18 protein-coding genes and 1 tRNA gene are annotated in these 19,878 nt (G+C 41.7%); 18 read left to right on the top strand and 1 reads right to left on the bottom strand.

The annotated features are described in order from the left end of the window. Window positions 1-34: 34 nt before the first annotated feature. The 18 genes from HMPREF2904_RS05010 to purH all read left to right on the top strand — a co-directional run bounded on the left by HMPREF2904_RS05010 (window position 35) and on the right by purH (window position 18,749). Window positions 35-122, top strand: a tRNA-Ser gene (locus tag HMPREF2904_RS05010). 62 nt (window positions 123-184) lie between these two features. Then, complete coding sequence (gene mreC, locus HMPREF2904_RS05005; RefSeq protein WP_070660597.1) at window positions 185-1,003, top strand: rod shape-determining protein MreC; 819 nt, start codon at window positions 185-187, stop codon at window positions 1,001-1,003. 1 nt (window position 1,004) lies between these two features. Beyond that, window positions 1,005-1,505 (top strand): rod shape-determining protein MreD, encoded by a 501-nt coding sequence (gene mreD / locus HMPREF2904_RS05000; RefSeq protein WP_070660594.1) that lies wholly within the window; start codon window positions 1,005-1,007, stop codon window positions 1,503-1,505. Between the two features lie 93 nt (window positions 1,506-1,598). Then, window positions 1,599-2,840: a peptidoglycan hydrolase PcsB gene (gene pcsB / locus HMPREF2904_RS04995; protein ID WP_070660591.1), complete on the top strand. Its 1,242-nt coding sequence runs from the start codon at window positions 1,599-1,601 to the stop codon at window positions 2,838-2,840. Between the two features lie 178 nt (window positions 2,841-3,018). After that, the gene (locus HMPREF2904_RS04990) at window positions 3,019-3,993 is read left to right on the top strand and encodes a ribose-phosphate diphosphokinase (RefSeq protein ID WP_070660588.1); all 975 of its coding nucleotides are present in this window, start codon (window positions 3,019-3,021) and stop codon (window positions 3,991-3,993) included. 48 nt (window positions 3,994-4,041) lie between these two features. Continuing rightward, complete coding sequence (locus tag HMPREF2904_RS11730) at window positions 4,042-4,182, top strand: hypothetical protein (protein WP_176744607.1); 141 nt, start codon at window positions 4,042-4,044, stop codon at window positions 4,180-4,182. A 223-nt stretch (window positions 4,183-4,405) separates the two neighbouring features. Further along, window positions 4,406-4,993: an amylase-binding adhesin AbpA gene (gene abpA / locus HMPREF2904_RS04985; protein ID WP_070660585.1), complete on the top strand. Its 588-nt coding sequence runs from the start codon at window positions 4,406-4,408 to the stop codon at window positions 4,991-4,993. Between the two features lie 89 nt (window positions 4,994-5,082). Beyond that, window positions 5,083-5,931, top strand: coding sequence for a class B sortase, LPKTxAVK-specific (gene srtB / locus HMPREF2904_RS04980; RefSeq protein WP_070660582.1), 849 nt, complete (start codon window positions 5,083-5,085; stop codon window positions 5,929-5,931). Window positions 5,932-6,086: 155 nt separating this feature from the next. Beyond that, on the top strand, window positions 6,087-7,268 hold the full coding sequence (locus tag HMPREF2904_RS04975; protein ID WP_070660579.1) for a pyridoxal phosphate-dependent aminotransferase: 1,182 nt from the start codon (window positions 6,087-6,089) through the stop codon (window positions 7,266-7,268). After that, the gene (recO, locus tag HMPREF2904_RS04970; RefSeq protein WP_070660577.1) at window positions 7,252-8,031 is read left to right on the top strand and encodes a DNA repair protein RecO; all 780 of its coding nucleotides are present in this window, start codon (window positions 7,252-7,254) and stop codon (window positions 8,029-8,031) included. The genes HMPREF2904_RS04975 and recO overlap by 17 nt, the downstream gene beginning before the upstream one ends. Continuing rightward, window positions 8,028-9,023 carry a phosphate acyltransferase PlsX gene (gene plsX / locus HMPREF2904_RS04965; protein WP_070660574.1) on the top strand — a complete coding sequence of 332 codons (996 nt, stop codon included), beginning with the start codon at window positions 8,028-8,030 and terminating at the stop codon, window positions 9,021-9,023. The genes recO and plsX overlap by 4 nt, the downstream gene beginning before the upstream one ends. Before the next feature lie 3 nt (window positions 9,024-9,026). Then, entirely contained in the window at window positions 9,027-9,275 is a 249-nt protein-coding gene (locus HMPREF2904_RS04960; protein WP_024054589.1) for an acyl carrier protein, read from the top strand. 150 nt (window positions 9,276-9,425) lie between these two features. Further along, window positions 9,426-10,133: a phosphoribosylaminoimidazolesuccinocarboxamide synthase gene (gene purC / locus HMPREF2904_RS04955; RefSeq protein WP_070660572.1), complete on the top strand. Its 708-nt coding sequence runs from the start codon at window positions 9,426-9,428 to the stop codon at window positions 10,131-10,133. A 208-nt stretch (window positions 10,134-10,341) separates the two neighbouring features. Then, the gene (locus HMPREF2904_RS04950; RefSeq protein ID WP_070660569.1) at window positions 10,342-14,067 is read left to right on the top strand and encodes a phosphoribosylformylglycinamidine synthase; all 3,726 of its coding nucleotides are present in this window, start codon (window positions 10,342-10,344) and stop codon (window positions 14,065-14,067) included. A 12-nt stretch (window positions 14,068-14,079) separates the two neighbouring features. Then, window positions 14,080-15,519 (top strand): amidophosphoribosyltransferase, encoded by a 1,440-nt coding sequence (purF, locus tag HMPREF2904_RS04945; protein WP_070660566.1) that lies wholly within the window; start codon window positions 14,080-14,082, stop codon window positions 15,517-15,519. Between the two features lie 30 nt (window positions 15,520-15,549). Further along, window positions 15,550-16,572, top strand: a complete 1,023-nt coding sequence (gene purM / locus HMPREF2904_RS04940; RefSeq protein ID WP_070660600.1) for a phosphoribosylformylglycinamidine cyclo-ligase — start codon at window positions 15,550-15,552, stop codon at window positions 16,570-16,572. Then, on the top strand, window positions 16,572-17,126 hold the full coding sequence (gene purN / locus HMPREF2904_RS04935; protein WP_070660562.1) for a phosphoribosylglycinamide formyltransferase: 555 nt from the start codon (window positions 16,572-16,574) through the stop codon (window positions 17,124-17,126). The genes purM and purN overlap by 1 nt, the downstream gene beginning before the upstream one ends. 75 nt (window positions 17,127-17,201) lie before the next feature. Then, a complete protein-coding gene (gene purH / locus HMPREF2904_RS04930; protein WP_070660559.1) occupies window positions 17,202-18,749 on the top strand; it encodes a bifunctional phosphoribosylaminoimidazolecarboxamide formyltransferase/IMP cyclohydrolase in 1,548 nt (515 codons plus the stop codon). A gap of 54 nt (window positions 18,750-18,803) precedes the next feature. Here the strand turns inward: purH and HMPREF2904_RS04925 are convergent, their stop codons facing one another. Continuing rightward, window positions 18,804-19,823 carry a GBS Bsp-like repeat-containing protein gene (locus tag HMPREF2904_RS04925; RefSeq protein ID WP_070660557.1) on the bottom strand — a complete coding sequence of 340 codons (1,020 nt, stop codon included), beginning with the start codon at window positions 19,821-19,823 and terminating at the stop codon, window positions 18,804-18,806. Between the last annotated feature and the right edge of the window lie 55 nt (window positions 19,824-19,878).

Below are 19,878 nucleotides of genomic sequence, written 5' to 3'. Positions count from 1 at the left end.
AGGTCGGTGGTTCGAGTCCACTCGTGCCCATTTTGGAGAATTACTCAAGAGGCTGAAGAGGACGGTTTGCTAAATCGTTAGGTCGGGTAACCGGCGCGGGGGTTCGAATCCCCCATTCTCCGTATAATTTCCAAGTTTGAGATGTCATCTCAAACTATTTTTTATATTTTTGAAGGTTTTGTCTATGTTCTTGAATCGATTCTTTAAAATTTTTAGTTTTGTGTTTGTTTTAACTGTTTCAGGAATTTTATTTCTTTTTCCATCTGTTAGAACTTCGATTGTTTTAAAATCTTCTGATATATTAGCTATTGTTGATAAGGCCGTATCGGTACCATTTGTTGTTGTGGAATCTAAGGCAAAGGATTTAAAGGATTTATCTGAATTAAATGATGAAAACCGTTCGTTAAAATCACGTCTTTATCAAAAGGATATTGACCAGTCAAAACTTAACCGTTTGGAATCAGAAAATAGAGAATTAAAGGATTTGATGTCAATCAAGAATTCTGTATCGGGTTCTAAACAAGTCGTTAGTGAGATTATTGACCGTAATTATGGTTCGTGGGATCAGGAATTTGTTATTGATAAAGGTAGTTCAGATGGAATTTCTGATTCTATGTTTGTCCTTTCGTCTGGTGGCGTCATTGGTGTGGTAGAAAGTATAGAGAAAAATTCTAGCAAAGTGAAATTATTAGTCGAAGATACTATTTCTTCACAACATCTGACGTTTAAAATTGAGAGTCAAGGTCAATCTATTTTTGCTTTATTAAATGGTTATGACGAGAAGACAGGTGAGTTTCGGTTGTTGCAAATTGGAGATCCAGTTGAAATTAAAAAAGGATCTCTGGTTTCAACAAGTGGTTTAGGAAAATATAAGAGTAGTGACTTGCCTCTTGGTACAGTGACTTCTACTCAAAAGGCATCTGATCAGTTAGGTCAAGAAATTCGTGTGAAACCAAAGGCTAATTTAGATGTTAATCGTTATGTACTATTGATCGGAGAGTAGTGTGAAAGTCATACGTAAGTACCATTTTTTCCCTTTAATCTTATTCTTATCTTTATTTGTTGACGGGCAGATCTCTTTTCTTATTTCTCGTTTCTGTCCAAACTCCTTTGAACCTACTTCATTTTTATTTCTATATGGTTTTATGTTATTGAGTCTCTATTTCTCTGAGATAGCTAGTATTTGGTGGGGAGTCTTCTTTGGTTTTTGTTTTGATGTGTATTTTTTACACACTCTAGGAATTGCACTCATAGTATTTCCTATACTACAGGTGATTTTTTATCGGTGTAATCAGATTATTTTGGTCAATCGATTGACTCGTTTTTTTACATTTTTATTAACGATTCTATTATTTCAGATTTTAACAAATCTTCTTTTGATTCTTTTTATCGGCATAAAATTTAACTGGATTACACTAATTATTTACCAAATTTTTCCAAGTTTAATTTTGAATGTGCTTCTATTAATAGTATTACAGCCTTTACTTGAAAAGATTTATTTATAAACTCGAAATAAAAATGTAACAATAGCGTAACATAAAATTTGTAAAAATTTGTTATACTAGTTAGTGTCTTATTAGAAAGGGAAAAATTATCTAATGAAGAAAAAATTATTTGCCACAATCTTATTGAGTACAGTTGCTTTATCACAAGGAGCTGTCGTAGCTGGTGTATCAGCTGACTCAACAGATGATAAGATTGCTGCTCAAGATAACAAAATCAATAGTATTAATCAACAACAACAAAGTGCACAAGCTCAGGTAGATCAAATTCAAGGTCAAGTATCTGAAATTAAAAAACAACAAGAAAATCTTCAAGCTGAAAATGACCGTTTGAATGAAGAATCTGAACGATTGTCAGCTGAGATCGATGAGTTGTCAAAAAATATTGTTGCTCGTCAAGAATCACTTGCAAATCAAGCACGTAGTGCTCAAACAACTGGGACTGCAACAAGCTATATTAATGCGATTGTTAGCTCTGGATCTTTGACAGAAGCTATCTCACGTATTTCTGCTATGAATGAAATCGCAGATGCTAACAACAAAATGTTGCAAGAGCAAAAACGTGACAAAGAAGATATTGCACAAAAACAAAAAGAAAACAACGATGCTATCAATACTGTCATTGCAAACAAACAGCAATTAGAAGATGATGCGCAAGTTTTGTCAACAAAAGAAGCTGAGTTGAAAGTAGCACAATTGAACTTGGCTGCTGAAAAATCAACTGCTGAAAACGAAAAGAATGCTTTGTTGCAACAAAAAGCTGAAGCTGAAAAAGCAGCAGCAGCAGCGGCAGCAGCTGAAGCAGCTTACCGTGCAAAACAAAAAGAACAACAAGCAGCTGTAAAAGCTTCTGCTAATACAACTCTTCAAGCACAAGTTCAGGCAGCGGCTCAAACACCTGCTGCAACACCAGCGGCTGCACAAACTCAAGCAGCAGCTCAACCTGCTGTTCAAACTCAAGCAGCGGCTGCACCAGTAGCAACTACTTCTCGTCCAACTTATAGTACATCTGCATCATCTTATCCAGTTGGTGAATGTACATGGGGTGCGAAGACATTGGCTCCATGGGCAGGTGATTACTGGGGTAATGGTGGACAATGGGCAGCAAGTGCAGCAGCAGCAGGATTCCGTACAGGATCTCAACCACAAGTTGGTGCCATTGCATGTTGGAATGATGGTGGATATGGACACGTAGCAGTTGTTACAGCCGTTCAATCTACAACAAGCATCCAAGTTTCTGAGTCTAACTATAATGGTATCCGTAGTATTGGTAACTACCGTGGTTGGTTTAACCCAACAACAGCACAAGGTACTGTTACTTATATCTATCCAAACTAAGAATTACACTGAAGCAGAACATTTGTTCTGCTTCTTTTTTGATAGAATTTAGGTAGTGATAGATTTTGTAGTTTCCATAAATTAATATTTGAATATTTGCTTAAAAAGCGATAAAATGATTACAGGAGAAATTTGTGCTGACTGTACAATATGGTTTTAGATTTTACTGGAGGAAATCATGTCATTTTCTGATTTAATGCTCTTTGCTTTGTCGTCAAATCAAGAATTGGCTCAACGTGTGTCTCGAGAAATGGGACTATCGCTTGGAAAGTCAACGGTTCGTCAATTTTCTGATGGAGAAATTCAGGTTAATATTGAAGAATCAATCCGTGGGAAAGATGTTTATATTTTGCAATCCACTAGCTCACCGGTTAACGATAATCTAATGGAAATTTTGATTATGGTAGATGCGTTGAAACGGGCTAGTGCGCAATCCATTAATGTGGTGATGCCATATTACGGCTATGCTCGTCAAGACCGGAAAGCTCGGGCTCGTGAACCAATTACTTCTAAGTTAGTAGCCAATATGCTTGAGGTTGCTGGAGTTGATCGTCTGTTGACAATTGATTTGCACGCTGCTCAAATTCAAGGTTTCTTTGATATTCCCGTTGACCACTTGATGGGTGCGCCTCTGATCGCCGACTATTTTGAACGTCGCGGGATGATTGGAAAAGACTATGTTGTTGTCAGTCCAGACCATGGTGGGGTGACTCGTGCTCGGAAATTAGCTGAATTTTTGAAGACACCGATTGCGATTATTGATAAACGTCGAAGTGTTGATAAGATGAATACGAGTGAAGTGATGAATATCATTGGGAGTGTTGAAGGCAAGACTTGTATTTTGATTGATGATATGATTGATACAGCTGGTACAATCTGTCATGCCGCGGATGCCCTTGCAGAAGCAGGTGCTGTTGAAGTCTATGCGAGCTGCACTCACCCTGTTTTATCAGGTCCAGCGATGGATAACATCCAAAAATCAGCCATTAAGAAGTTGGTCGTATTGGATACGATTTATCTATCGGAGGATCGTTTGATTGACAAAATTGAGCAAATTTCGATTGCGAAACTTCTAGCTGAGGCTATTGTTCGCATTCACGAAAATCGTCCTCTTTCCCCTCTATTTGAAATCGGAAATGCCAAAAAATGTTAATAATAAGGAGGCTGGAGACCAGCCTCTTTTGTATAGGAGGAAATACAAATGGAAATCAGAAAATGGTTGGAAAATCTAAAAAAAGAAAAGAAACGGAAAAAACTAGTTCGAGCAGCTAAAGAACTAGAAGCAAAGGCTGATCCTAGTTTGCCCAAGAAACGATTGCCAAAAAATGGGGTGGTAAAATAGGATAGAAAAGATTTCTATTTTTTAAATACATTTTTATATATGAATAAAGTGTCTTTCCAAGATGGTTTTAAATCCGTAGTTCTATATCTCAAATGGATCAAAAGCTTAAACTTTTTTTAAAAAATAATGGAAAAAGTCTTGACATAGGCAGAATATCCTAGTATACTAGTCATAGTTACGAAGTAACGAATAATTTTTGAAAAGAAATAAAGGAGATAAAACAATGAAAAAAGTTTTATTATCATCAGTAGCAGCTCTTGCAGTATTTGCTGCAGCAGCACCAGCATTTGCAAATGACAACCCTTCAGTAAATGGTGGAGCTAACCTTCCAGGTGCTTACGATTCACGTGAAGCTTACGAAAACCAATCTGAATTTGTAAGTGCTCGTACAGTTGAAGAATACCTTAACGGTCACATGGGAGAAATTAAAGCTGAAGCAGCGGCTGATCCAGCAGTAGTAGCAGCTAAAGCAGCTTTGGATGCAGTTGAAGGTGGAGACCACAAGTATACTGAAATTAAAGCAGCATACGATGAAGCATATAACAATGCATTCTTAAAAGTACGTAACGTATATGTACAAAAATTCCAAACTATTCAAAACACAGCTAAGAAAGCTGAAGGCAACTACTATATCTTGAATGAAACTCCAGAGCAAAAAAATGCTCGTTACTTGAAAGAACATGGAATCAATCCAGAACAAGCTAAAGCAGACGCAGCTAAAGCTGAAGAAGCAGCTAAAAAAGCAGAAGCTGGTAAAGCTGGTTCAAAACAAGCTGGTAAAGCTCTTCCAAAAACAAGCGCAGTTAAATAATTTGGTGATTAATTAGCTCGTAAAATATCACTGGACCTTCGGGTTCAGTGTTATTTTTTAGAAAAAATTATCAAAAGGAGATCAACTAAATGAAAAGAGCTGGGAAAAAAAGTTCAACTAAATTGGGTCTTGTGATTGCTGCTCTTGTTGCAGTTGTTGTGCTTGTTGCTGGAATTATTTTCTTTAATCCTTTTGGAGGAAGCAAGTCATCTAGCACGGCTAAAAAAACAACTGGAACAAGTTCAACTAAGCAAGAAACTAAATATGAACCAAGTCAAGAAGAAAAAGATTACTTGAAAAATCGTTTTGCTCAGTTAACAGCTGTTAACCCTGAGACAATTGCTTATGTCTATGCACCGGGTACTGAGTTGGATGAACCTGTTGTACAAACTACTGATAATGAAACTTATTTGAATAAGACGTTTGATGGTGGGAATGAGCCATACATGGGGACAGTCTTCATGGATATGGATAACAAGAAAGACTTCAGTGATCGTTTGACTTGGCTGTTTGGTCATGCTCGTGGTAGTAAGGTCGGCGATCACCGTATGTTTAACGATGTCAACTACTATGACAAACAAGAGTATTTGGACCAACATCCGTATGTTGTGATTGAGACACCAGAGCGGAAATATTACTATGAAGTGATGGGCTTAGTCATTGTCCCAGAGGATACTGCTTTCTACCGTACAAGCTTTACAGATGACAATGATTTTACGACACAATTGAAGAATATCTATGAGTCAGCTCGTACGAAGAACCCTAATATCAAGATCAAAGCATCTGATAAGTATTTAGTATTGTCCACTTGTCGTGAAGAGGATGAAACCATTCGTTCTAACCTCTACCTTCGTCAAATTCCTGATTCAGAAATGAAGGATTTTGTGGCGAAACATGCAGATCAATTGAAATACGTGGCAACACGTGGTCAACAATAATGTCTTGAAAGACTTAGCATTGCTAAGTCTTTTTTGCATGGAAGGATTGTTGAAATGTCCTTTGATGATGATCAAAAGATGGGGATCTGGCTTGTTCTTTTGCGATGGGGTCCTATTTATAGTATAATGAATATAAGTGTTTTTGGAGGTGTTCTATGGATTTAACGAAACGTTTTAATAAAAATCTGAATCGGATTGAAGTATCTTTGATTCGTCAGTTCGATCAATCAATTTCTTCCATTCCTGGTGTCTTGCGTTTGACTTTGGGGGAACCGGATTTTACAACTCCTGAACATGTAAAAGAAGCAGGAAAGGCTGCCATTGATGCGAACTTTAGCCATTACACTGGGATGAGTGGTTTATTGGCCTTGCGTGAGGCTGCGAGTCAATTTGTGGCGGATAAATATGGTATTCACTATCGTCCTGAAGATGAGATATTGGTGACGATTGGTGCGACTGAAGCTCTATCTGCAACCTTGACAGCGATTTTGGAGCCTGGAGATGTAGTGCTCCTCCCAGCACCGGCCTACCCTGGTTATGAACCGATTGTGAATTTGGTTGGGGCGGAGATTATTGAAATTGATACGACAGCAGATCGTTTTGTCTTGACTCCTGAAAAGTTGGAAAAGGCGATTCTAGAGCAGGGTGAAAAATTGAAGGCTGTTATTCTCAATTATCCAGCTAATCCAACGGGTGTCACTTATTCGCGCGAACAGATGGCAGAATTAGCTGCTGTCTTAAAAAAATATGAAGTCTTTGTGATTTGTGATGAAGTCTATTCAGAGCTGACTTATACTGGAGAAGCGCATGTCTCTATGGCATCCTTCATTCCTGAGCAGACTATTGTCATTAATGGCTTATCTAAGTCTCATGCCATGACAGGCTGGCGCCTTGGCTTTGTCTTTGCCCCAGCTACATTGACGGCTCAACTTATCAAGAGCCATCAGTATTTGGTTACTGCTGCTGGAACCATGAACCAGTATGCTGCGATCGAAGCTTTGACGGAAGGTCGAGATGATGCGGAGCCGATGAAGAAGGAATATGTGAAGCGTCGCGATTATATTATTGAACAGATGTCCGCGCTTGGGTTTGAGATTATTAAGCCAGATGGAGCTTTTTATATTTTTGCTAAAATCCCAGCTGGTTATAATCAAGATTCCTTTGCTTTCTTGCAGGATTTTGCGCGTGAAAAAGCAGTTGCTTTCATTCCTGGTGCTGCTTTTGGTCAATATGGTGAAGGCTATGTGCGTTTGTCGTATGCAGCCAGCATGGAGGTTATCAAGGAAGCAATGAAACGCTTGAAGGAGTATATGGAAGAACATGCTGGAGTCAATTGAGACCCGGGGAATTGTCCTGTATAATCGGGAGTTTCGTGAGGATGACAAGCTGGTCAAAATCTTCACAGAGAAGTCAGGGAAGCGGATGTTTTTTGTGAAACATGCGGGAAAATCACGGTTGAATCCCATGTTGCAACCTTTGGTAACGGCAGATATGTTGTTGAAAATCAATGATGATGGGTTGAGTTATATTGATGATTTTCAAGATGTGCAGGTTTATAAGAAAATCAATGCAGATCTTTTTGCCCTTTCTTATGCGACCTATGTTCTGGCGCTTGCGGATGCAAGTATTCAGGATAATCAGGTGGATCCGGCTCTGTTTGCTTTTTTGGAGAAGACCTTGTCTTTGATGGAAGAGGGACTGGATTATGAGGTTTTAACCAATATTTTTGAGATTCAGATTCTATCACGATTTGGAGTTATCTTGAATCTGCATGAATGCTGTTTCTGTCATCGGGTTGGACTTCCTTTTGATTACTCTTTTCGCTATAGTGGGGTCCTTTGTCCAGATCATTATGATCGGGATGAGAGACGCGCTCACTGGCATCCGAATGTTCTCTATTTATTGGATCAGTTTCAAGCAGTACGTTTCAGTGAGTTAGAGACGATTTCCCTACAAGCGGAGATGAAAGCAGCTCTACGTCAGGCAATCGATCAGTTGTATGAGGAGTATGTAGGGATCCATTTAAAAGCTAAAAAGTTTATCGATTCCTTGAGTGATTGGGGAGCGATTATGAAAGATTCATCTGGAGGTGAAATATGAAAAAAATTGCGGTAGATGCAATGGGGGGCGATAATGCACCTCAAGCCTTGGTAGAAGGTGTGAATCAAGCCATTCGTGATTTTGATGATATTGAGATTGTTTTGTATGGCGATGAGGCAAAAATCAAAGACTATTTAACCGCAACAGAACGTGTATCGATTGTGCATACGGAAGAAAAAATCGATTCAGATGATGAGCCAACGCGGGCCATTCGTCGGAAAAAACAGGCTTCGATGGTCTTAGCTGCCAAGGATGTGAAGGATGGTAAGGTCGCTGCCATGCTATCTGCGGGAAATACAGGTGCGCTATTGGCGGCTGGTTTCTTTATCGTTGGCCGCATCAAAGGGGTGGAACGCCCTGGCTTGATGTCGACACTTCCAACGGTTGATGGTCGTGGCTATGATATGCTAGACTTAGGGGCCAATGCGGAAAATACACCAGAGCACTTGCATCAGTATGCTGTGATGGGATCCTACTATGCTGAAAATGTTCGTGGGATTCAAAAACCGCGCGTGGGTTTATTGAACAATGGGACAGAAGCTAGTAAGGGAGACCCTTTGCGCAAGGAAACTTACCAATTGTTATCTGAGGATGAGTCGATTCATTTTGTTGGAAACGTGGAAGCGCGTGACTTGATGGATGGTGTTGCTGATGTCGTTGTGGCGGATGGTTTCACGGGAAACGCTGTCTTGAAAACGATGGAAGGAACGGCTTTTGGAATCTTGAAGCAATTGAAACAAGCGATTGCCACTGGAAACTGGAAGGCGAAATTGGGAGCTTTTCTGCTCAAGGACCGTTTGAAATCATTGAAGCAAACCTTGGATTTCTCAGATGTTGGAGGAGCGGTCTTGTTTGGTCTTCAAGCACCTGTTGTTAAAACGCATGGTTCGAGTGATGCCAAAGCTGTCTATAGCACGATTCGTCAGATTCGGACCATGTTAGAGACAGATGTTGTTGGAAAATCAGTGAAGGAATTATCGAAGGAAGGGTAATGTATGAGTAAACAAAACGAAATTTTAGCTACAATTGAGGAATTTCTCAAAGATCGCAAGGGTCCAGACTTTCAAGTATCTTTGGAATCTGACTTACGTAAGGATTTACAGGCGGATTCTGTTGAATTGATGGAATTTATTATCAATCTTGAGGATGAATACCAAATTGAGATTCCGGACAAGGCTATTGATGAATTTAACACAGTAGGGGATGTTGTCGACTATATCGAAAAACGAACTGCTGGTCACTAATGAAAAAGGGATCGTTCAGAGATTATTCTGGATGATCTTTTTTTCTGTCCCTTTTATTCGGATTCTGCTTATATTGTACGGAATTTTATTGAAAATACGCTTTGTATGTGATAGAATGAAGGTGATAAAATACGAAAGGCGAACAAAGTCATGACCAATCAACTGATTTATACTGGAAAAGCTAAGGATATCTATACTACTGAGGACGAACATGTGATTAAGTCGGTCTATAAGGACCAGGCAACCATGCTTAATGGTGCTCGTAAGGAGACTATTAAGGGAAAAGGTGTGCTAAATAATCAGATTTCGTCTCTTATTTTTGAAAAATTGAATGCTGCGGGTGTAGCTACTCACTTTATCGAACGTATTTCTGACACAGAACAACTCAACAAGAAAGTAAAAATTATTCCTTTGGAGGTGGTTCTTCGTAATGTGACAGCGGGTTCTTTCTCAAAACGGTTTGGCGTGGAAGAAGGTTTGGAGTTGGAGACTCCAATCGTTGAATTTTACTATAAAAACGATGAGTTGGATGACCCATTCATCAATGATGAGCATGTGAAGTTTTTGGATATTGCCAATGATGAACAAATTGCTTATATTAAGGAAGAAACGCGTCGTATCAATGAATTGCTGAAGGATTGGTTTGCACAAATTGGTCTTCGCTTGATTGACTTCAAATTGGAATTTGGTTTTGATAAGGATGGCAAGATCATCTTGGCGGATGAATTCTCTCCAGATAACTGCCGCCTTTGGGATGCTGAAGGGCACCATATGGACAAGGATGTTTTCCGTAGAGATTTGGGCAGTTTAACGGATGTATATCAGGTTGTGTTGGAGAAATTACAGGGCTTGAAGTAATCTTTTTGAAACGGAAAACCTTCGTCTTTCAAGTAAAAGGACTCAGGCTGAAAAGGTCTACTAGACCTTTTCACTCCGTCGTGATCTTGGTAGCTTGACAGATGTTTATGAAGTTGTATTGGAAAAATTGCAAGGTTTGAAGTGATCTTTTTGAAATAGAAAACCTTCGTCTTCGATAACATGTTTGAATAGAAATAAAGGAAATAAAATGGATAAACGTATTTTCGTTGAGAAAAAAGCTGATTTTCGTGTAAAATCGGACTCTTTAGTAAAAGAATTGCAGCATAATCTTCAGTTGAAAACGTTGAAGGCTCTTCGTATTGTTCAAGTTTACGATGTCTTTGGTTTGGCAGAGGACTTGTTTGCGCGTGCGGAAAAACATATCTTCTCTGAGCAAGTGACCGATACTGTTTTGGATGAAGCTGCGGTTAAGGCTGATCTTGAGAAGTATGCTTTCTTTGCTATCGAAAGTTTGCCTGGTCAATTTGACCAACGTGCAGCATCTTCGCAAGAAGCTTTGCTGTTGTTGGGTAGTTCAAATGATGTAACAGTGAATACAGCACAATTGTACTTGGTTAACAAGGATATTGATGCGAATGAGTTGGAAGCTGTCAAAAACTACCTTTTGAACCCAGTGGATTCTCGTTTCAAAGATATCACTGTTGGTATTGCGAAACAGGATTTCTCTGAGTCTGACAAGACCATTCCAAGCTTGGATTTCTTTGAAACTTATACGGCAGAAGATTTTGCACAGTATAAGTCCGAGCAAGGATTGGCAATGGAAGTGGATGACCTTCTCTTCATTCAAGATTACTTCAAATCCATTGGACGTGTACCAACTGAGACTGAGCTTAAGGTTTTGGATACTTATTGGTCTGACCACTGCCGTCACACAACTTTCGAAACTGAGTTGAAAAACATCGACTTCTCAGCTTCTAAATTTGAAAAACAATTGCAAGCGACTTATGACAAGTATATTGCCATGCGTGATGAGTTGGGACGTACAGAAAAACCTCAAACTTTGATGGATATGGCGACTATTTTTGGCCGTTATGAGCGTGCTAATGGTCGTTTGGATGACATGGAAGTGTCTGATGAAATCAACGCCTGCTCAGTTGAAATTGAAGTAGATGTCAATGGTGTGAAAGAACCATGGCTTCTCATGTTCAAGAATGAAACTCACAACCACCCAACTGAAATCGAACCATTTGGTGGAGCAGCTACTTGTATCGGTGGTGCCATTCGTGACCCATTGTCAGGTCGTTCATACGTTTACCAAGCCATGCGTATTTCAGGTGCTGGTGATATTACAGCTCCGATTGCTGAAACTCGTCCTGGTAAATTGCCACAACAAGTGATTTCTAAAACAGCGGCTCACGGTTATTCTTCATACGGTAACCAAATTGGTCTTGCGACAACTTATGTTCGTGAATACTTCCACCCAGGTTTCGTTGCTAAGCGTATGGAGCTAGGTGCAGTTGTCGGTGCGGCTCCTAAGGAAAATGTGGTCCGTGAAAAACCTGAAGCAGGTGATGTCGTGATTCTTCTCGGTGGGAAGACTGGACGTGACGGTGTCGGTGGTGCGACAGGTTCTTCTAAAGTTCAAACGGTTGAATCTGTTGAAACAGCTGGTGCTGAGGTTCAAAAAGGGAATGCCATCGAAGAACGTAAGATTCAACGTCTTTTCCGTAATGGGGAAGTGACCCGTCTGATCAAGAAATCAAATGACTTTGGTGCCGGTGGTGTCTGTGTGGCGATCGGTGAATTGGCAGATGGTCTTGAAATTGATCTAGACAAAGTGCCATTGAAATACCAAGGTTTGAACGGTACAGAAATTGCTATCTCAGAATCTCAAGAACGGATGGCTGTAGTGGTTCGTCCAGAAGATGTAGATGCTTTCGTTGCTGAATGTAACAAAGAAAATATTGATGCTGTTGTCGTTGCAACAGTAACTGAAAAACCAAATCTTGTCATGCACTGGAATGGTGAAACCATCGTTGATTTGGAACGTCGTTTCCTTGATACTAACGGTGTACGTGTGGTTGTAGATGCTAAGGTGGTTGACAAGGATGTCAAGCTTCCAGAAGAACGTCAAACATCTGCTGAAACCCTTGAAGCGGATACTCTTGAAGTCTTGGCTGACCTGAACCATGCCAGTCAAAAAGGTTTACAAACCATCTTTGATAGCTCGGTTGGTCGTTCAACAGTCAATCACCCACTTGGTGGTCGCTACCAAATCACACCAACGGAAGCTTCTGTACAGAAATTGCCAGTCCAACATGGCGTGACAACAACTGCATCTGTTATGGCGCAAGGATTCAACCCTTATGTAGCAGAATGGTCTCCATATCATGGCGCTGCTTATGCGGTCATCGAAGCCACAGCTCGTTTGGTTGCTGCTGGTGCAAACTGGTCTAAGGCTCGTTTCTCTTATCAGGAATACTTCGAGCGTATGGATAAACAAGCAGAGCGTTTTGGTCAACCAGTAGCTGCTCTCCTTGGATCAATCGAAGCTCAGATTCAACTTGGTTTGCCATCTATCGGTGGGAAAGACTCTATGTCTGGTACCTTTGAAGAATTGACAGTACCACCAACCTTGGTTGCTTTTGGGGTGACAACTGCAGATAGCCGTAAGGTTCTTTCTCCAGAATTTAAAGCTGCTGGTGAAAATATTTACTACATCCCAGGTCAAGCTTTGGCACAAGAAATTGACTTCGATCTTATTAAATCTAACTTTGCTCAATTTGAAGCTATCCAAGCTGACCACAAAGTGACAGCTGCATCAGCTGTTAAATATGGTGGTGTGGTTGAAGCTCTTGCCCTTGCAACATTTGGGAACCATATCGGAGCAAACGTCGAATTAGCTGACCTTGACACTAGCTTGACAGCCCAATTGGGTGGATTCGTCTTCACATCGCCTGAAGAAATTGCAGGTGTTGCTAAGATCGGACAAACAGTAGCTGACTTTACACTTACTGTCAATGGTGTAACGCTTGATGGACACAAACTTGACAGTGCCTTCCAAGGTAAATTGGAAGAAGTTTATCCAACGGAATTTGCACAAGCAACTGAGTTGGAAGAAGTACCAGATGTGGCATCAGATTCTGTGATCAAAGCCAAAGAAACAGTTGATACACCAGTGGTTTACATCCCAGTATTCCCAGGTACTAACTCTGAGTACGATTCAGCTAAGGCCTTTGAAAAAGAAGGTGCAAAAGTCAACTTGGTACCATTTGTAACACTTAACGAAGAGGCTATTGTCAAGTCTGTTGACACTATGGTTGACAATATCGAAAAAGCTAACATTATCTTCTTTGCAGGTGGCTTCTCAGCAGCGGATGAACCAGATGGATCAGCTAAATTTATCGTGAACATCTTGCTCAATGAAAAAGTACGTGCAGCCATTGATAGCTTCATCGAACGAGGTGGTTTGATCATCGGTATCTGTAACGGATTCCAAGCCCTTGTTAAATCAGGTCTTCTTCCATATGGTAACTTTGAAGATGCAAGCAGTACGAGTCCAACTCTCTTCTACAATGATGCCAACCAACACGTGGCTAAGATGGTGGAAACGCGGATTGCCAACACAAACTCACCATGGCTTGCCGGAGTAGAAGTTGGTGACATCCATGCCATTCCAGTATCACACGGTGAAGGGAAATTTGTCGTGACAGCTGAGGAATTCGCAGAGCTTCGTGACAATGGTCAAATCTTTACCCAATATGTTGACTTCGAAGGTAAACCAAGCATGGATTCTAAATATAATCCTAACGGATCTGTAAATGCTATCGAAGGTATCACAAGTAAGAACGGTCAAATTATTGGTAAGATGGGTCACTCAGAACGTTTCGAAGATGGTCTCTTCCAAAATATTCCAGGAAATAAAGACCAACATCTCTTTGCATCAGCGGTTAAATACTTTACTGGAAAATAAAAGGTATACAAAATGACATACGAAGTTAAATCTCTTAATGAAGAATGTGGTATTTTTGGGATCTGGGGACACCCAGATGCTGCAAAACTGACTTATTTCGGATTACACAGTCTTCAACACCGTGGTCAAGAAGGGGCGGGGATCCTTTCGAATGATGCGGGTCAACTAAAACGGTATCGTGATACGGGTCTTCTCTCAGAAGTATTTCGAAATCCTGCTAACTTGGACAAGTTAACAGGAATGGGAGCGATTGGCCATGTTCGCTATGCGACAGCTGGGGAAGCTTCGGTGGATAACATCCAGCCCTTCCTCTTTCGCTTTCATGATACCCAGTTTGGGCTGGCCCACAACGGGAATTTGACCAATGCCAAGTCCCTCAAACGGGAGTTGGAAAATAACGGAGCGATCTTTAGCTCAACTTCTGATTCAGAAATCTTGGCCCACTTGATTCGTCGGAGCCACAACCCATCCTTCATGGGTAAGGTGAAAGAAGCCTTGAATACAGTGAAAGGTGGATTTGCTTACCTTCTCATGCTGGAAGATAAGCTGATTGCGGCCTTGGATCCAAATGGTTTCCGTCCTCTTTCGATTGGGAAAATGGCTAATGGCGCTATCGTGGTTTCCTCTGAAACCTGTGCTTTTGAAGTGGTTGGTGCTGAGTGGATCCGCGATGTGAATCCAGGTGAAGTTGTGATCATCGATGATAACGGCATCACTTACGATACGTATACAACAGATACCCAATTGGCTGTTTGCTCAATGGAGTATATCTACTTTGCTCGTCCGGACTCCAATATTCAAGGGGTCAATGTCCATACAGCTCGTAAACGTATGGGGGCTCAATTGGCACGTGAATTTAAACATGAAGCAGATATTGTGATCGGTGTACCGAACTCTTCACTTAGTGCAGCTATGGGATTTGCGGAAGAATCTGGCCTACCAAATGAAATGGGCTTGATTAAAAACCAATATACCCAACGGACTTTTATTCAACCGACACAAGAACTACGTGAGCAAGGGGTTCGGATGAAGCTCTCTGCCGTATCCGGTGTCGTGAAAGGCAAACGGGTTGTCATGATTGATGACTCTATTGTACGTGGGACAACATCACGTCGGATTGTGAAGTTATTAAAAGAAGCAGGGGCTACAGAAGTCCATGTGGCAATCGCCAGTCCAGCTCTGGCTTATCCATGTTTCTACGGGATCGATATTCAAACACGTAAGGAATTGATTGCTGCTAATCATACAGTAGAGGAAACCCGCGATATCATTGGTGCAGATAGTTTGACGTATTTGTCAATCGATGGCTTGATTGATTCTATTGGAATCGATACAGATGCCCCCAATGGCGGTCTTTGTGTGGCTTACTTTGATGGAAAATATCCAACACCTTTGTATGACTACGAAGAACGCTATGTGGAAAGTTTGAAAGAACATACTTCTTTCTATTAAGAGCAGTGCAAAAGAAAAGGAATGAAACAAATGACAAATAAGAATGCATACGCTCAATCTGGCGTAGACGTTGAAGCAGGTTATGAAGTTGTTGAACGGATCAAAAAACATGTGGCTCGTACGGAACGTGCAGGTGTCATGGGAGCTCTCGGTGGCTTCGGTGGTATGTTCGACCTTTCAAAAACAGGTGTCAAAGAGCCTGTTTTGATTTCAGGTACAGATGGTGTCGGTACTAAACTCATGCTGGCTATTAAGTACGACAAACACGATACGATCGGTCAAGATTGTGTGGCCATGTGTGTTAACGATATCATCGCTGCAGGTGCGGAGCCTCTTTACTTCCTTGACTATATCGCAACTGGTAAAAATGAACCTGCTAAATTAGAGCAAGTCGTTGCTGGTGTTGCAGAAGGTTGTGTGCAGGCTGATGCAGCCCTTATCGGTGGGGAAACGGCTGAAATGCCTGGTATGTACGATGAAGATGACTATGACTTGGCTGGGTTTGCTGTCGGTGTTGCAGAAAAATCTCAAATTATCGACGGTTCAAAAGTAGCTGAAGGGGATGTGATTCTTGGACTTGCTTCAAGCGGTATCCACTCAAATGGTTACTCACTTGTTCGTCGTGTCTTTGCGGATTACACGGGTGAGGAAGTTCTCCCAGAATTGGAAGGGAAGAAACTTAAAGACGTTCTTTTGGAACCAACTCGTATCTACGTCAAAGCAGCTTTGCCACTCATCAAAGAAGAATTGGTGAATGGGATTGCCCATATCACAGGTGGTGGTTTCATCGAAAATGTACCACGTATGTTCTCAGATGACTTGGCTGCTGAAATTGACGAAAGCAAAGTACCAGTTCTTCCAATTTTCAAAGCCCTTGAAAAATATGGCCAAATTAAACATGAAGAAATGTTTGAAATCTTTAACATGGGGATTGGTCTCATGCTTGCAGTGAAACCAGAAAATGTGGAACGTGTCAAAGAACTTCTTGACGAACCGGTTTATGAAATCGGTCGGATTGTGAAGAAAGATGGCGCAAGTGTGGTGATTAAATAATGGCTAAAAAAATTGCTGTTTTTGCCTCTGGCAATGGCTCAAACTTTCAGGTGATTGCAGAACAATTTCCAGTAGAATTTGTCTTTTCAGATCATCGTGATGCCTATGTCTTAGAACGGGCCGAAAATCTTGGTATGGTGAGTCATGCCTTTGAACTCAAGGAATTTGACAATAAAGTAGCTTATGAAGAAGCTATCGTTAAACTCTTGAATGAACACCAGATTGACTTGGTTTGTTTGGCGGGTTATATGAAAATCGTTGGCCCAACCTTGCTAGCAGCTTATGAAAGCCGTATCATCAATATTCACCCGGCTTATCTCCCTGAATTCCCTGGTGCTCATGGTATTGAGGATGCTTGGAATGCAGGCGTTGCTGAGAGCGGTGTGACCATTCACTGGGTGGATTCTGGTGTTGATACCGGTAAGGTTATCAAACAAGTCCGTGTGCCGCGCCTTGAAGGGGATACCCTTGATACTTTCGAGACGCGCATCCACGAAACAGAGTACCAGCTCTATCCAGAAGTGTTGGAACGTTTGGGAGTAGCACGAAAATAAGGAAACCATTGATCGGAAAGAACATTTTCGACTGTAGCAGATAAAGAACTTTTTTAAAAAAGGAAAAGAAAGAAAATGACTAAACGCGCACTAATTAGTGTTTCAGACAAAACGGGCATCGTTGAATATGCCCAAGAACTCAAAAAACTCGGTTGGGACATCATCTCAACAGGTGGTACTAAAGTTGCCCTTGACAATGCTGGGGTGGATACTATCGCCATTGATGATGTGACTGGTTTCCCAGAAATGATGGACGGTCGTGTGAAGACTCTCCACCCAAATATCCACGGTGGTCTCCTCGCTCGTCGTGACCTCGATAGCCACCTTCAAGCGGCTAAAGACAATAATATCGAATTGATTGACCTTGTTGTGGTCAACCTTTACCCATTCAAGGAAACCATCCTTAAACCAGACGTGACTTACGCGGATGCGGTTGAAAATATCGATATTGGTGGGCCATCTATGCTTCGTTCAGCAGCTAAAAACCACGCTAGCGTAACAGTTGTGGTAGACCCTGCTGACTATGCTGTGGTTTTGGACGAATTGGCAGCCAATGGCGAAACAAGTCACGAAACTCGCCAACGTTTGGCAGCGAAAGTCTTCCGCCATACGGCAGCCTATGATGCTTTGATCGCAGAATATTTCACTGCTCAAGTGGGTGAAGAAAAACCTGAAAAACTCACTTTGACCTATGACCTTAAGCAACCAATGCGTTACGGGGAAAACCCTCAACAAGACGCAGACTTCTACCAAAAAGCTTTGCCAACGGCTTACTCCATCGCTTCAGCGAAACAGTTGAACGGTAAAGAATTGTCCTTCAACAATATCCGTGACGCTGATGCCGCTATCCGGATCATCCGTGATTTCAAAGACCGTCCAACCGTTGTGGCTCTTAAACACATGAACCCATGTGGGATTGGTCAAGCTGACGACATAGAAACTGCTTGGGACTACGCTTATGAGTCTGATCCAGTATCCATCTTCGGTGGGATCGTGGTTCTCAACCGTGAGGTAGATGCTGTGACAGCTAAGAAGATGCATGGTGTTTTCCTTGAAATCATCATTGCACCAAGCTACACAGACGAAGCGCTTGAAATCTTGACAACCAAGAAGAAAAACTTGCGGATCCTTGAGCTACCATTTGATGCTCAAGATGCTAGTGAAGTGGAAGCAGAATACACTGGTGTTGTTGGTGGTCTCCTCGTTCAAAACCAAGACGTTGTGAAAGAAAGCCCAGCTGACTGGCAAGTGGTGACGAAACGCCAACCAACTGAGACAGAAGCGACAGCTCTTGAGTTTGCTTGGAAAGCGATCAAGTATGTCAAATCAAATGGGATCATCGTAACTAATGACCACATGACACTTGGTGTTGGCCCAGGTCAAACCAATCGTGTGGCATCTGTCCGTATCGCTATTGATCAAGCTAAAGACCGTCTTGACGGCGCTGTTCTTGCTTCCGATGCCTTCTTCCCATTTGCAGATAACGTAGAAGAAATCGCAAAAGCGGGTATCAAAGCCATCATCCAACCAGGTGGTTCTGTTCGTGACCAAGAGTCAATCGAAGCGGCTGATAAATATGGCTTGACCATGATCTTTACAGGCGTGAGACATTTTAGACATTAATCAAATAAGGCACACATCAATGGATGGGTGCCTTTTCTGTTGGGTAAGAAGACCTTAATCTGGGTAGATATAGGTGACGGTCCCCCAGATGGGGTTGGTTGGGTCGAACCAACCGCGGAAGTTGTCGATATAGCGATGGCCGTTGTAGTTAGCCTCTTGGATCTGAATTTTTTGGTCATGTTCGACATCCGTAACTAAGGCGACATGGCCATATCCCCCATTGTCCCAACAGGCGATAGCACCGACCTCTGGAGTGTCTCCTGTCCGGAATCCAGCAGCGCGTGCACTGGCTGCCCACATGCCACCGTTTCCCCACCAGTTGTGGGCCCAAGGGGCTAATTCTTTGGCTCCCCAGGTACATTCACCGATCGGATAGGTGTTTCCCGGGTGTGTCGCGAGTGGCGTGATCTTTGGTTTTGCCTTTTCTACTTGAAAGGTAGTGGGGAATAGCCCTTTTAGTTGTCCCTGGCTTTTCTGATAGACATGTAGGTGAAATAGCCCATTTCCCTTGTGTTTTTGAGCTTGAAAGCGAAGTTGGAAGTGTCCTGGTGCGACCTTCTTTGCTGGATACCAGATTAAATCATCCTGCCCATTTTCTTCAGACCAGATGGGGAAAACAATCTCGTCAACGTCTTCGAACAACTTTAGGTCTACCTCAAATTCTTGTGAGGAGATGGGTGTGATCGTGATTTTTGGCTGGGAAGAAGCCAGGTCTTTTTGCTGGACGCTGGTCGTGAGAGGGTAAAGACCGGTTAGCTGTTCATTTGCCTCCACCCCATAGACATGGACATGATAAAGTCCAGCTTGATCAGAATGATTGGTCAATGGCACTTGTAGGTCAAATCCTTTGTCACTGCGTTCCACAGGATACCAAATCAGGTCATCTTGGCCATTTTGGTCAGACCAGACGGGAACTTGGATCTTTTGATACTTATCCGGGACGTTTCCAAGATGAATCACCAGCTGCCCTTTTTCGGCATAGATAGCATTGGTCGCTTGATTTGCATGGGCAATAGAGGCTTGCCTCCCCCATGTCGCACAAGTCAGTACTACAAATTTTTTGATCGTTTGCATAATACTCCTTTTCGTCAATTAGTAGGTCTCACCTATACTATTCGGAAAAAAATGA

The sequence above is a fragment of the Streptococcus sp. HMSC072G04 genome, assembly GCF_001813295.1.
Classification (GTDB): Bacteria; Bacillota; Bacilli; order Lactobacillales; family Streptococcaceae; genus Streptococcus.
The sequence above is the reverse complement of the archived record's forward strand: the minus strand, read 5'-3'. Positions and strand labels throughout refer to the sequence as shown.

What these genes read in the sequence shown, in the direction of transcription:
- purF (WP_070660566.1), top strand. Translation starts at nt 14,080, where the DNA reads ATGACATACGAAGTTAAATCTCTTAATGAAGAATGTGGTATTTTTGGG.
- purM (WP_070660600.1), top strand. Translation starts at nt 15,550, where the DNA reads ATGACAAATAAGAATGCATACGCTCAATCTGGCGTAGACGTTGAAGCA.
- pcsB (WP_070660591.1), top strand. Translation starts at nt 1,599, where the DNA reads ATGAAGAAAAAATTATTTGCCACAATCTTATTGAGTACAGTTGCTTTA.
- abpA (WP_070660585.1), top strand. Translation starts at nt 4,406, where the DNA reads ATGAAAAAAGTTTTATTATCATCAGTAGCAGCTCTTGCAGTATTTGCT.
- mreC (WP_070660597.1), top strand. Translation starts at nt 185, where the DNA reads ATGTTCTTGAATCGATTCTTTAAAATTTTTAGTTTTGTGTTTGTTTTA.
- purN (WP_070660562.1), top strand. Translation starts at nt 16,572, where the DNA reads ATGGCTAAAAAAATTGCTGTTTTTGCCTCTGGCAATGGCTCAAACTTT.
- HMPREF2904_RS04925 (WP_070660557.1), bottom strand. Translation starts at nt 19,823, where the DNA reads ATGCAAACGATCAAAAAATTTGTAGTACTGACTTGTGCGACATGGGGG.
- purH (WP_070660559.1), top strand. Translation starts at nt 17,202, where the DNA reads ATGACTAAACGCGCACTAATTAGTGTTTCAGACAAAACGGGCATCGTT.
- recO (WP_070660577.1), top strand. Translation starts at nt 7,252, where the DNA reads ATGCTGGAGTCAATTGAGACCCGGGGAATTGTCCTGTATAATCGGGAG.
- HMPREF2904_RS04960 (WP_024054589.1), top strand. Translation starts at nt 9,027, where the DNA reads ATGAGTAAACAAAACGAAATTTTAGCTACAATTGAGGAATTTCTCAAA.
- purC (WP_070660572.1), top strand. Translation starts at nt 9,426, where the DNA reads ATGACCAATCAACTGATTTATACTGGAAAAGCTAAGGATATCTATACT.
- HMPREF2904_RS04950 (WP_070660569.1), top strand. Translation starts at nt 10,342, where the DNA reads ATGGATAAACGTATTTTCGTTGAGAAAAAAGCTGATTTTCGTGTAAAA.
- HMPREF2904_RS04990 (WP_070660588.1), top strand. Translation starts at nt 3,019, where the DNA reads ATGTCATTTTCTGATTTAATGCTCTTTGCTTTGTCGTCAAATCAAGAA.
- HMPREF2904_RS11730 (WP_176744607.1), top strand. Translation starts at nt 4,042, where the DNA reads ATGGAAATCAGAAAATGGTTGGAAAATCTAAAAAAAGAAAAGAAACGG.
- HMPREF2904_RS04975 (WP_070660579.1), top strand. Translation starts at nt 6,087, where the DNA reads ATGGATTTAACGAAACGTTTTAATAAAAATCTGAATCGGATTGAAGTA.
- plsX (WP_070660574.1), top strand. Translation starts at nt 8,028, where the DNA reads ATGAAAAAAATTGCGGTAGATGCAATGGGGGGCGATAATGCACCTCAA.
- srtB (WP_070660582.1), top strand. Translation starts at nt 5,083, where the DNA reads ATGAAAAGAGCTGGGAAAAAAAGTTCAACTAAATTGGGTCTTGTGATT.